The organism is Rhodopseudomonas sp. (assembly GCF_048594845.1).
GTDB lineage: Bacteria > Pseudomonadota > Alphaproteobacteria > Rhizobiales > Xanthobacteraceae > Rhodopseudomonas.
This window is the reverse complement of sequence record NZ_JBMDXE010000246.1, coordinates 1-12,148: the sequence shown is the minus strand read 5'-3', so window position 1 is coordinate 12,148 and position 12,148 is coordinate 1. Positions and strand designations below refer to the sequence as shown.

Here is a 12,148-nt window from a genome sequence, read left to right as displayed (position 1 = left end):
AACTCGGTGTCTCCGAAGCCACCATCACGGCCCACGTCGCGGCGATCCTGCAGAAGCTCGGCGTCGAAAGCCGCACCCAGGCCGTGATCGCCGCCGCCAAGATCTCCGGCAGCCAGTGGCGCCAGGACGAACCGGTGGCGTAAGGGCCTCCCGAATACGAGTGGCTCGCGCTCGCACCGGCTCCGGCCCATCAAGGTACGTCGTGGACTTTCCACTCGTCATGGCCGGGCTCGTCCCGGCCATCCACGCTTTTGTTGCGTCTCCGTCGGCCAGGCGTGGATGCCCGGCACAAGGCCGGGCATGACGCGTTGAAGCGCCGTGCCTTCGTTTCATAGGCCGCGTTCTCGGTCGCGTGGCGAAGACGAAGTCCCACCGTCATTGCGAGCGCAGCGAAGCAATCCAGCTCAGTGCACCGGGCTGGATTGCTTCGTCGCCTTCGGCTCCTCGCAATGACGGGAGAGGGGAGAGAACTACTCCGCCGCCACGACCGACTGTTGCGCATGCCATTGGCTGAGCAGTGCCCGGAGTGATGCCGCTTTCACCGGCTTGTTCAGCACGGCGATTTCCTCCTGCCGCGCGGCGGCGCGGACGCCGGGGCTGCGGTCGGCGGTGATCAGGATTGCCGGCATGTGGGCGCCGAAGCGGGCGCGGATATCGCGGATCGCCGCGATGCCGTTACCGCGGTCGAGGTGATAATCGACCAGAAGGCCGGTGATGCGCCGGTCGGCGGCTTCGATCGCCTTGATGGCCGCTTCCGGATCGGCGACCGCGATCACGCTGGCGTCCCAGGTGGTCAGCAGCGTTTTCATGCCGTCGAGAATCGCCGGATCGTTCTCGATGCACACCACCAGGCTGCCGCTCATCGAGGCGCGTGACAGCGGCGTCGCGCTGGTGACGGCGGTGGTGTGATTGACGACTTCGGCGATCGGCACGGTGACCGAGAAGCAGGAGCCGCCGCCGCGATTGGCGTCCAGCGCGATGCCGTGATTCAGCACACGCCCCAGCCGCTCGACGATCGACAGGCCGAGGCCGAGACCGCGGGCGATCCGCGCGCCCTGTTCGAGCCGGTGAAATTCCTTGAAGATCTCGCCCCGCTTGAGGATCGGCACGCCGACGCCGGTGTCGTAGATCCCGATCCGCAGCGATTGGCCCATCCGCCGGCAGCCGATCAGCACGCGGCCCTGCGGGGTGTATTTGATCGCGTTGGAGATCAGGTTCTGCAGCAGCCGGCGCAGCATCAGCCGGTCCGACTGCACCGGCAGCGAGCACGGCACGAAGTTCAGCTTCAGGCCCTTGGCCCGCGCCGCCGGCGTGAACTCGATTTCCAGCGAGCGCATCAGGTCGCCGATCACGAAGTTCGACAACGACGGCGTCATCGCGCCGGCGTCGAGCCGCGAGATGTCGAGCAGCGCGCCGATGATCTCCTCGATCGCTTCCAGCGACTCGTCGATGTTTTCGACCAGCCGTGAATTCTCGCTGCCGTGCTGCCGCTCCACCAGGCTGGTGGCGTAGAGCCGCGCCGCGTTCAGCGGTTGCAGGATGTCGTGGCTGGCCGCGGCGAGGAAGCGTGTCTTGGAGATGTTGGCTTCTTCGGCGGTGCTCTTGGCCAGTGCGAGCTGCGAGTTCAGCCGCGTCAGTTCCTCGGTGCGTTCGCGGACGCGCCGCTCCAACGTGGCGTTGGCGCGCTCCAGCGCTTCGGCGGCCTCGAAGCTCGGTGTCACGTCCGAGAAGGTGACCACCAGCCCGCCGTCGGGCATCCGGTTGGCGCGGACCTCGATCACCAGATGCCGGTCGTGCAGCCGCTCCAGGAACGGCTCGCCCTCGGTCGTGTAGGAGGCGAGCCGCATCTGCGTTTGCGCCTCGACATCGACCTGGCTGCCGCTGGCAGTCGACAGGAATTCGAGGATCTCGATCAGCGGAATGCCGATCTGCACGATGTGCGGCGGCAGCCCGAGCAATTCGCCGAACTGCCGGTTGGAGCAGATCAGCTGCAGGTTCGGGTTGAACACCGCAATGCCCTGGCGGACGTGGTTCAGCGCGGTCTGCAGGATCTCGCGGTTGAAGTGCAGCGCCGCGTGGGAGTCGTCGAGCAGCTTCAGCGCGGCTTCGGCCGAGACCGTGCGCTTGCGCAGCAGCAGGGACAGCACAAGGCGCGACGATGCGGCTCCGATCGACGAGGCGATCAGGTGCTCGGCATGTTTTAGCAGTTCGAAATCCGCGGGCGCGGTCGGATCGAGCGTCAGTCCGCGGCCGATCGCGAAAGTCCGGAACGATTCCCGGGCGCGTTCCGGGCCGAGATACTGGCCGACCGCACCGAGAATGTCCTGCACCGTGACAGTGGTGCGCCAGCGCCGGAATGCCGGAGTCATCGGCGTCAGCGTATCGGGGACGAACACTTCGGCCTGCAGCCGGTCGATCGACGACGGCTGGCTCAGCAGCGATAGCGCCACATAGACCAGCAGGTTCAGCGACAGGCTCCACACCACGCCGTGGACCAGCGGCGGCAGATCGGCGCCGAACAGCGCCTGGGGCCGCAGCGCTTCGAGGCCCCATGGTCCGTGCTGCAGCAACAACAGTCCCGCGGTGCTGCTCTCCATGAAGCTCGGGATGAACAGCGTGTAGGCCCAGACCGCGAAGCCGATGATCATGCCGCCGATCGCGCCCTGCGCGGTGGCGCGGCGCCAGATCAGGCCGCCGAAAAACGCCGGCGCGAACTGCGCGATCGCCGCGAAGGACAACAGGCCGATCGCGGCGAGCTGGGTGTTGCCGAGCGCGCGATAGTAGAAGTACGCGAGGATCAGGATGGCGAAGATCGCGACGCGCCGCACCGTTAGCAGGAAGGTGCCGAAGCTGCGCTGATCGTTGCGCGGCGCGCCGTGACGTTTCAGCACCAGCGGCATCACCAGATCGTTCGACACCATCACGGCCAGCGCGACGCATTCGACGATCACCATCGCGGTGGCGGCCGACAGGCCGCCGATGAATACCGCGACGCTCAGCAGCGGTGCGTTGGCGTCGATCGGCAGCGCCAGCACGAACATGTCGCTATCGACCGCGCCGAACGGAAACCGCACCAGGCCCGCCAGCGCGATCGGGATCACGAACAGATTGATCAGCACCAGATACAGCGGAAACAGCCAGCGGGCGCGGCTGACCTCCGCGTCGTTGGTGTTCTCCACCACGCCGACATAGAACTGCCGCGGCAACATCAGGAAGGCACAGAACGACAGCGCCGTCATGGTCACGAAGGTGGCCGGCGACGGCGTGGATTCCAGCGCCCGCATCGCCTCCGGCATCTTCATGGCGTGGTCGATCAGGTCGGCGGGGCTGAACATCCAGAAGGTGACGAAGATGCCGGCGGCGAGGAACGCCACCAGCTTGACGATCGACTCGGTGGCGATCGCCAGCATCAGGCCGTGCTGGTGTTCGGTGGCGCTGGCGCGCCGCGTCCCGAACAGCACCGCGAACAGCGCCATCGCCAGCGCGACGATCAGCGCGATGTCGCCGACGATCGGAATGTCGGCGATGTTGTGGTCGTCGCCCAGGATGGTCTGCAACGACGACGCCACCGCCTTGAGCTGCAGCGCAATGTAAGGAACCGAACCGACGATCGCGATCAGCGCCACGGTGGCGGCGACCTTCTGGCATTTGCCGTAGCGCGCGGCGATGAAGTCCGCGATCGAGGTGATGTTTTGCGACTTCGCCAGCTTGATGACGCGGCGCAGCAGCGGCGTCGCTACCGCGATCAGCAGGATCGGGCCGACATAGATGGCGAGGAAGTCCGCGCTGGTGCGGCTGGCGAAGCCGACCGAGCCGAAGAACGTCCAGGAGGTGCAATAGATCGCCAGCGACAGCGGATAGATCAGACCGCCGGCGCGCTCGCGCTGCTGCTGCGACAGCCGGTCGCCGATGCTGGCGACGTAGAACAGAAAGCCGATATAGGCGAGCGCGGCTGCGATCACGCCCCAATCGTGCAGCATCGCGGTCGTGCTCCCTCGCGTCATGCTTCAGCCGACAACCGGCCGGAAACTCCCGGCGGATCGGATGCCGGTCTGCGGGAGCGCTCGGAGCTTATCCGAGCTCAGCCCTCGTTTGTATCAGAACCTGAGCGGTGGATTACGGAGGTGCCGCGTGGTTCGCGGTCCAGCTTCCGGAGCGTGCGCAGTGCCCCAAAACGCGAAGGGGCGCCGGCAACCGGATTGTCCCGGTCGCGGGCGCCCCGCCGAAAAACGATGCGCAGTCGCGCGGCGAATTACTCCGCCGCGATCGCCTTGGCGCCGAGCGGCAAGCCGAGCTGGCCCCAAACCGAGACCAGCGCTTCGGCCAACGCGTCGATCAGCTTGTCGTCGTGATACGGCGACGGCGTGATGCGGAGCCGTTCGAGGCCGCGCGCGACGGTCGGGTAGTTGATCGGCTGGATGTAGATGCCGTGCTGTTCGAGCAGCAGGTCCGAGGCCTTCTTGCACTTCTCGGCGTCGCCGACGAACACCGGCACGATGTGGGTGTCGGTCGGCATCACCGGGATGCCGGCATTGTTGAGCACGGCCTTGACGCGGGCGGCGCGGTCCTGATGGCGCTCGCGCTCCCAAGTCGAGGCGCGCAGATGCCGGATCGCGGCAGTCGCGGCGGCGCAGATCGGCGGCGGCAGCGCGGTGGTGAAGATGAAGCCCGGCGCGTAGGAGCGCACCGCGTCGATCACTTCGGCCTTGCCGGCGATGTAGCCGCCGAGGCAGCCGAACGCTTTCGCCAGCGTCGCCTCGATGATGTCAATCCGCGCCATCACGCCGTCACGCTCGGCGACGCCGGCGCCGTGCGGGCCGTACATGCCGACCGCGTGGACTTCGTCGCAATAGGTCATCGCGTTGTACTTCTCGGCGAGATCGCAAATCTTCGCCAGCGGCGCGGTGTCGCCGTCCATCGAGTACAGGCTCTCGAACGCGATCAGCTTCGGCCGGTCGGGGCCGGCGGCGATCAGCAGCTCTTCGAGATGCGCCGTATCATTGTGGCGCCAGACCACACGCTCGCAGCCCGACTGGCGGATGCCTTCGATCATCGAATTGTGGTTGAGCGCGTCGGACAGGATCAGGCAGTTCGGGATCAGCTTGCCGAGCGTGGACAGGCCGGTCTGGTTGGAGACGTAGCCCGAGGTGAACAGCAGCGAAGCTTCCTTGCCGTGCAGCGAGGCGATTTCCTGCTCGAGCTGCACCAGCGGATGATGTGTGCCAGCGATGTTACGGGTGCCGCCGGCGCCGGTGCCGATGCGGGTAGTGGTTTCCACCATCGCGCCGATCACCTTGGGGTGCTGACCCATGCCGAGGTAATCGTTCGAGCACCAGATCACGACATCGCGAGGACCGGAATTGGAATGCCAGACGGCGTGCGGGAACCGGCCTGCGATCCGTTCAAGATCGGCGAACACGCGGTAGCGACGCTCGTCATGCAGGCGGGTGAGAGCGTCCTGAAAGAACTGATTGTACTGCATCGCGATGACCTGATTGGAACGGACGGGGTCGAACAACGAAGGCTTCGAGAGGCCTGACGGCCGTAAATGACCGTCTAATTAGAACTCTTCCACCGACGATGTCGAGGCGCAATTGGACCATTTGTCTGCGCCTGCAGCGACCTATACTGCGCTTCGCGCAGGTCAAAGCTTGATGAAGATCAATGAATTGCCGCCGGAGGTGATTTGTCCGGCATCATTCGGACAGCGCGTTAACTGCTCTTGAACCTCAGCACGCCGTCGCCTTGCTGCACCAGCGTCAGCCGCCCCTCGGCCAGCATGTAGTTGACATGCGCGATCAGTTCGCCGGCGGCGAAGCCGGTCTGATGCGGATCTAGCACGTGCTTGTGAAATACCACCGGGACGAGCTGCGCCGAGGTTTTTGGTGCATCGCGACACGCGTCGGCGATCACGCCGCAGCGCTCCTGGTGATGATCGGCGAGCTGCTTGATGCGGATCTTGGCGCCGTAAAACGGCAGGCCATGGCCGGGAAGTACCAGCACGTCGTCGGGCAGTGCAGCAGAGATCGCGGCCAGTGACTTCAGATAAGAGCCGAGCGCGTTTTCGTCGGGTTCATGCGCCCAGACGCTGACATTCGGCGAGATCTTGCTCAGCACCTGATCGGCGGACAGGAAGAGTTTTTCCGCAGCGCAATACAGCATCACCTGATCGGGGGAGTGGCCGGCTCCGGTGAACACGCGGAACGTCCGCGCGCCGATCTGGATGTCGTCGCCGGCGCTCAGCCGGCGATACGCGGCGGGCAGCGGCACCGTCTTCTTCAGATAGTCCTGGCCTCGGCCGAGCAACTGCGCGGTGATCGCCTCGTCCATGCCGTGGCGCTGAAAAAATTCGCGCGAATTGACAACGCGCTCTTCGGTGCGGCGGTTCTGGTGATAGACGCCCTGCAGATACTCAATCTGCGACATATAAAAGGGACAGCGGAAGCGCTGCACGATCCATCCGGCCATGCCGACGTGATCGGGGTGGGCATGGGTGACGATCACCCGGCTGATGCGAAAGCCGTTCAGCGCGCCGGCGAACAGCGTCTCCCACGCCTCGATCGTGGCGTCGTTGCCGAAGCCGGTGTCGACCATCGCCCAGCCGTCGCCGTCGGCGAGCAGATAGATGTTCACGTGGTTGAGCCGGAACGGCAGCTTCAGCCGTAGCCACAGCACGCCGGGGGCGATCTCGATCGCCTGGTCCGGGCCGGGATGACTCTCGAGCGGAAAGCGAAGGTCGTCGTGAGGATGGTCGAGGGCGTCGTTTTTCTTATGCATTTGGCGCAGGCTCCCACACCCGGCTTAGCCGGGCAAGCCCGCAGGCGCCAGCCGAAAAACCGCAGGAGCCACCTGCCCGGATCGAGGACCGCCACATGAAAAAAGGCCGGCGGTACGGACCGCCGGCCTTTAGATAGTTTCGGGCGGGATCAGGCCGCGCGGATGCTGGCCAGGAAGGTGTCGATCTCGCCGCGCAGCAGGTCGGCTTCTTCCCGCAGCGCGCCTGACGCCGCCAGCACCTCGGAGGCGGCCGAGCCGGCCTGGGTCGAGGCGGCGCTGACGCCGACGATGTTGCCGGAGACTTCGGTGGTTCCGCCGGCGGCTTGCTGGATGTTGCGGGCGATCTCGCGGGTCGCCGCGCCCTGTTCTTCGACCGCGGCGGTGATCGCGGTGGTCACTTCGTTGATCGAGGTGATGGTCTGGCTGATGTTGCGGATCGCGCCGACCGCGGTGGTGGTGACACCCTGCATGTCGACGATCTGGGCGCGGATCTCCTCGGTTGCCTTTGCGGTCTGGCTGGCCAGATCCTTGACCTCGGCGGCGACGACCGCGAAGCCGCGGCCGGCATCTCCGGCGCGTGCCGCCTCGATGGTCGCGTTGAGCGCCAGCAGGTTGGTCTGCGACGCGATGCTCTGGATCAGGTCGATCACCGCGCTGATCCGCTCGGCATTCTCGGCGAGGCCCTGCATCGTTGCGTCGGTCGAGCCGGCTTCCTGCACCGCGCGGGTGGCGATCTCGGCCGAGGTCGTGACCTGACGGCTGATCTCGTTGATCGACGAGGTAAGCTGGTCGGTGCCGGAGGCCACGGTCTGGACGTTGACCGAGGTTTCCTCGGCCGCCGAAGCGACCGCGGTGATCATGGCGCTGGAGCGCTCGGCGGTCGTCGCCATGCTCTGCGCCGTTTCCTGCATCGCATTGGTCGAATCTTCCAGCTTGGCCATCGCGGCCCGCACGGTGGCCTCGAATTCGGCGATTCGCGCCTCGATCCGGGCAGTGCGCTCGGCCTTGGCGACGCGATCCTTCTCCTGCTCCTCGCTCAGCGTCCGCGCCTGGATCATGTTGTCGCGGAACACTTCGAGCGATTCGGCCATCACGGCGATCTCGTCGCGGCGGTTGCCGCGGTCGATCGCGGTGTCGAGATTGCCGGCCGACAGCGACTGCATCGAGCGCTGCAGCCCGCCGATCCGGCGCAGGATGCTGCGACCGACATAGAGCCAGACGAACAGCGCCGAGCCGATCAGCGTCAGCGCGCCGAGCGCGATCATGATCTGGGTCGACAGCGTGATCTGCTGCTGGGCCTCCGCCGCAGCATCGGTCGTGGCGGTGCGGACGCTGTCCACCAGCTGCTTGACGCTGATGCCGAGGCCGATATTGAGCTTGCGGGTTTCGTCGAGGATCAGGTCGCTATAGTCGCTGGCGTCGAGCTCCTTCTGGCGCATCTTGAAGATGCTGGTCTTGCCGTCGCCGAGCGCCAGCAGTTTCTGCGCCGCCGCCTTGATGGCCGCGGTGGTTTCACCGGCCGGCAGCGCGTCGAGATTAGCGTTGACCTGCTGGCTCGCCTCCTTGAACGATGTTTCGACCGGCTCGAGCGCATCCGCGTCACGCGCCGACAGTGCCGACATCAGGTTGGAGGCAGCCAGATTGCTAAGGGCGATGACGTTGCCGAGCTGCTCGATTCGGCGTCCCGCTTCGGTGGCGTCGTCCTGCGACAGGTTGGCCGAGGACAGCACCGCATTCATCTGGGTCTGCGCGTTCAGCATCGCCGGATTGGCGACTGCGATGAACTCGTCGTGCGACTTGCGCAGCGCGTCGTAGACCTTGTTGTGGGTCTGGGCGAGATCGAGCCGCTCCTGGGCTGCGGCTCCGAGGCTCCGAATCGTGTCGGCGATGTTGCGCAGAGTCTCCGACATCGCCGCCACCACGGCCTTGTCGGACCCATAATTCGTCAGTTCGGCGAGCTTGTCGGAAGCGACGCCCTGCGCCTGCTTCATCTGCGCGGACCGCTCCTTGAGCTGGTCGGGCGTGGCCGACACCAGCAGCATCGGCGCCAGGCTGGCCAGTCGCTCACTTTCAGTCGCAAGCTGCAGACTGGCGGTCAGTTTCGGGATGTCGCGACCGCTCAGGTCCGTCATCGTCACGCCGAGGTTCCGCAGGCTGACGCCGGCTCCGGCGCTGATCAGGATCGCCATGCCGGCGATCACCGCAAAGGCTGCGAACAGACTGCCGCGGATTCCAAATTGCGGCATGCGAACGCGCAGGCGCGCGCCCTTTCCTTGTCGTCCAAACATTCCCGCCCCCAAACGCTTCCACTCTATCTGCCGGTGGTGTGACCAGGCTGAGTGCACTATCGGGGTAGGGCGTTAATTTTTGTGCGATTTTCGCTGTGTCGTTTTGAACAATTTGCTCGGGATATTCCTAGGTCTTCGGCAAGCACGTGGCTCGGAGGCGTATGTCCCGGCCCAAATAAAAAGGGCCGGCGCGCGGCCGGCCCTTCTCAACCCCCGAGAGGGTAACCTCAGAAGAGATCAGTACTTGGCGACGACCGGGCCACCCCAGTTGAAGCGGTAGTTCAGGCCGGCCTTGACAACGTGCTCGTCGTTCTTGGCGGTGAAGCCCGGAGCGAGGGTGACGTTGCCGAAGTCGTAGTACTGGTACTCGATCTTGCCCGACCAGTTCGGAGCGAACAGGTATTCGAGACCGCCACCAACGGTGTAACCGTCGGTCTTGCTGTCCACCGCGACGCCGACGCCATTGAAGGTCAGGCTCGAGGTGTAGTCGGCGTAGGCCCAACCGCCCTTGACGTAGAGCAGCGCCGGACCCCAGGTGTAACCGAGACGGCCGGTGACCGAAGCCAGGCCGCGCTGGTTGTCGGCGTACACGAAGGTACCGCCAACGCCCGGGAAGCTGACCGACTGGTTCGTGCCGCTCAGCCAGGAGTACTGGCCTTCAACACCGAGCACCCAGTTCGGAGCGAACTGCCAGTCGTAACCAGCCTGCACACCGCCGAGGAACTTGCCGTTGTTGCTGGCGGTAACGCCGGTGCCGATGCTGTTGTCGCCGGCGAACGCACCACCGATGTGACCACCGATGTAGAAGCCGGTCCAGTTGTAGATCGGGGCCGGCGGCGCATAGGCCGGGGCCTTCGTGTACGGGCGAGCCGCGAGGTCGGCGGCGAGGGCCGGAGCCGCGCCGAGGGCAACCAGCGCGACGGTGCCGAGAAGGATTTTCTTCATTGTGGTTCTCCAGGAGTCTTCAACAGAGGCGACGTGTGTCGTCACCATCTGCATCATGATTAGCTCGGTCCTGAGCAAAATGCTGTCACCTGGAGGCAACAGTGGGGGTCGAACTAACCGCATGAGTTTCAACAATTTTTCTTGCTTAATGGAACCTAAAAGAAACCTTAAATCTGCCTTAATCGGGTTCCCGGGAAATTGCCCAGATGTCGTGCATTTTCAGGCTTTCTTCATCGAATGCTTGCGATTGAGGCATAGGGAACTAGTCCGGATCGGGTCCTAAATACCGGATGACCGACGCGCAGTTGATCCGCGGGCCTGTTTTCCTGTTATAGTGTAACAGAGGCCGATCGGCCCTTCACGAAAACGGTCGAAAATGGACGTTTCACGCACCGATCTCCCGCAACCCGCGGCCGCGAAGTCTGTCCACATGCACGTTCATGGCGCCGATTTGCCGCACCCGATGCAGGTGCCGCCATGGTCCATCCTGCGGATGACCCTGGCGGCCCGTTTGGCCGCCGCAGTGGCGGTCAGCGCGGTGCTATGGGCGATCGTTTTGCTGGCGATGAGGTGATCCGTGGCCGCGCAGCTCCGTTTTAATAATGTCACATGGGGCTACGACCGCCATCCGGCCGTCCATCATCTGACCGGCGAAGTCCCCGGCGGAGCGCTGCTCGCCGTTGTCGGCCCCAACGGGGCTGGCAAATCCACTTTATTCAGAGGCATCGTCGGCATCCTCAAGCCGCTGTCCGGCTCGATCGACCGCGGTGGCCTCGATGTCCGCGACATCGCCTACCTGCCGCAGTCGGCCGACATCGACCGCAGCTTTCCGATTTCGGTGTTCGACTTCGTCGGCACCGGTCTGTGGCGAACCAGTGGCCCGTTCGGCGGGCTCGGCAAGGCTGCACGGGCGCGAATCGTGCAGGCGCTGGGCGCCGTCGGCCTGTCAGGCTTCGAAAATCGCAACATCGGCACGCTGTCGGGCGGCCAGACCCAGCGGATGCTGTTTGCCCGGGTGCTGCTGCAGGATGCGCGGGTCATCGTGCTCGACGAGCCGTTCAATGCGGTCGACGCCCGCACCATCGACGATCTGGTGGCGCTGGTCGGCCGCTGGCATGCGGAGGGCCGCACCGTGATCGCCGCGCTGCACGACATGGACCTGGTCCGCGCCAGCTTCCCCGAGACCCTGTTGCTGGCACGCACCGCGGTCGCCTGGGGCTCCACAGGCGAGGTGCTGACCGCCGCCAATCAGGCCGAGGCGCGGCGGATGTGCGAGGCGTTCGACGACGGCGCTGCGGCCTGCACCGCCGACGTGCCGCCGTCACGGGCTGCGTAGTTCATGCTGATGTATCAGGCGCTGGTTGCGCCATTCACCGAGTTCGAATTCATGCGCCGGGCGCTCGCCGGCGTGATCGCGCTGTCGCTCGGCGGCGCGCCGATCGGCGTATTCCTGATGCTGCGTCGGATGAGTCTGGTTGGCGACGCGATGGCGCATGCGATCCTGCCCGGCGCCGCGATCGGCTTCCTGCTGTCGGGCCTCAATCTGTTCGCCATGACGTTCGGCGGACTGATCGCCGGCTTCGCGGTGGCGATCCTCGCCGGCGTGGTATCGCGCGTCACCGAATTGAAGGAAGATGCGTCGTTGGCGGCTTTCTACCTGGTGTCGCTGGCGCTCGGCGTCACCATCGTGTCGATGAAGGGCACCAATATCGACCTGCTGCACGTGCTGTTCGGCAACATCCTGGCGATGGACGACCGCACCCTCCTGGTAATTACTTTCAATGCTACGCTGACGCTGATCGTACTCGCGGTGATCTATCGGCCGCTGGTGATCGAATGCGTCGATCCGCTGTTTCTGCGCACCGTCAGCCGCGCCGGTGCGCCGGCGCATCTGGCCTTCATGGCGCTGGTGGTGATCAACCTGGTCAACGGTTTCCACGCGCTCGGCACGCTGCTCGCAGTGGGGCTGATGATCCTGCCGGCCGGCATCGCCAAGTTCTGGGCGCGCGACATCACTGGCATGATGATGGTCGCGGTCGGCAGCGCGATGCTGTCGGGCTATGCGGGGCTGGTGCTGTCGTTTGTCACGCGGGTGCCATCGGGGCCGGCGATCATCCTGATCGCGGCGCTGCTGTATC

9 protein-coding genes are annotated in these 12,148 nt (G+C 65.2%); 4 read left to right on the top strand and 5 right to left on the bottom strand.

Annotation, left to right across the window (positions count from 1 at the left end):
- Positions 1 to 143: LuxR C-terminal-related transcriptional regulator (locus tag ACOJTD_RS15895; RefSeq protein WP_420133864.1), on the top strand; the 143-nt coding region annotated here is incomplete at its 5' end.
- Between the two features lie 327 nt (positions 144 to 470).
- On the opposite strand, the gene ACOJTD_RS15890 is transcribed toward ACOJTD_RS15895, so the two are convergent.
- The 5 genes from ACOJTD_RS15890 to ACOJTD_RS15870 form a co-directional block, all read right to left on the bottom strand.
- Positions 471 to 3,980, bottom strand: coding sequence for a PAS domain-containing hybrid sensor histidine kinase/response regulator (locus ACOJTD_RS15890; protein ID WP_420133862.1), 3,510 nt, complete (start codon positions 3,978 to 3,980; stop codon positions 471 to 473).
- A gap of 272 nt (positions 3,981 to 4,252) precedes the next feature.
- Positions 4,253 to 5,482, bottom strand: coding sequence for a 5-aminolevulinate synthase (hemA, locus tag ACOJTD_RS15885; protein ID WP_420133863.1), 1,230 nt, complete (start codon positions 5,480 to 5,482; stop codon positions 4,253 to 4,255).
- Between the two features lie 230 nt (positions 5,483 to 5,712).
- On the bottom strand, positions 5,713 to 6,777 hold the full coding sequence (locus tag ACOJTD_RS15880; protein WP_420133861.1) for an MBL fold metallo-hydrolase: 1,065 nt from the start codon (positions 6,775 to 6,777) through the stop codon (positions 5,713 to 5,715).
- A 149-nt stretch (positions 6,778 to 6,926) separates the two neighbouring features.
- On the bottom strand, positions 6,927 to 9,065 hold the full coding sequence (locus ACOJTD_RS15875; RefSeq protein ID WP_420133860.1) for a methyl-accepting chemotaxis protein: 2,139 nt from the start codon (positions 9,063 to 9,065) through the stop codon (positions 6,927 to 6,929).
- A 237-nt stretch (positions 9,066 to 9,302) separates the two neighbouring features.
- A complete protein-coding gene (locus ACOJTD_RS15870) occupies positions 9,303 to 10,010 on the bottom strand; it encodes an outer membrane protein (protein WP_420133859.1) in 708 nt (235 codons plus the stop codon).
- Between the two features lie 376 nt (positions 10,011 to 10,386).
- Between ACOJTD_RS15870 and ACOJTD_RS15865 the strand changes: the two genes are divergently transcribed.
- The 3 genes from ACOJTD_RS15865 to ACOJTD_RS15855 form a co-directional block, all read left to right on the top strand.
- Complete coding sequence (locus ACOJTD_RS15865; RefSeq protein WP_420133858.1) at positions 10,387 to 10,584, top strand: hypothetical protein; 198 nt, start codon at positions 10,387 to 10,389, stop codon at positions 10,582 to 10,584.
- A gap of 3 nt (positions 10,585 to 10,587) precedes the next feature.
- Positions 10,588 to 11,346, top strand: a complete 759-nt coding sequence (locus ACOJTD_RS15860; RefSeq protein WP_420133857.1) for a metal ABC transporter ATP-binding protein — start codon at positions 10,588 to 10,590, stop codon at positions 11,344 to 11,346.
- A 6-nt stretch (positions 11,347 to 11,352) separates the two neighbouring features.
- Positions 11,353 to 12,148, top strand: a 796-nt coding sequence (locus tag ACOJTD_RS15855; RefSeq protein ID WP_420133856.1) for a metal ABC transporter permease, incomplete at its 3' end; no start/stop codon positions are given.

Coding starts and splice junctions, on each gene's coding strand:
- ACOJTD_RS15870 (WP_420133859.1), bottom strand. CDS start 10,010: ATGAAGAAAATCCTTCTCGGCACCGTCGCGCTGGTTGCCCTCGGCGCG.
- ACOJTD_RS15875 (WP_420133860.1), bottom strand. CDS start 9,065: ATGTTTGGACGACAAGGAAAGGGCGCGCGCCTGCGCGTTCGCATGCCG.
- ACOJTD_RS15890 (WP_420133862.1), bottom strand. CDS start 3,980: ATGCTGCACGATTGGGGCGTGATCGCAGCCGCGCTCGCCTATATCGGC.
- ACOJTD_RS15865 (WP_420133858.1), top strand. CDS start 10,387: ATGGACGTTTCACGCACCGATCTCCCGCAACCCGCGGCCGCGAAGTCT.
- hemA (WP_420133863.1), bottom strand. CDS start 5,482: ATGCAGTACAATCAGTTCTTTCAGGACGCTCTCACCCGCCTGCATGAC.
- ACOJTD_RS15880 (WP_420133861.1), bottom strand. CDS start 6,777: ATGCATAAGAAAAACGACGCCCTCGACCATCCTCACGACGACCTTCGC.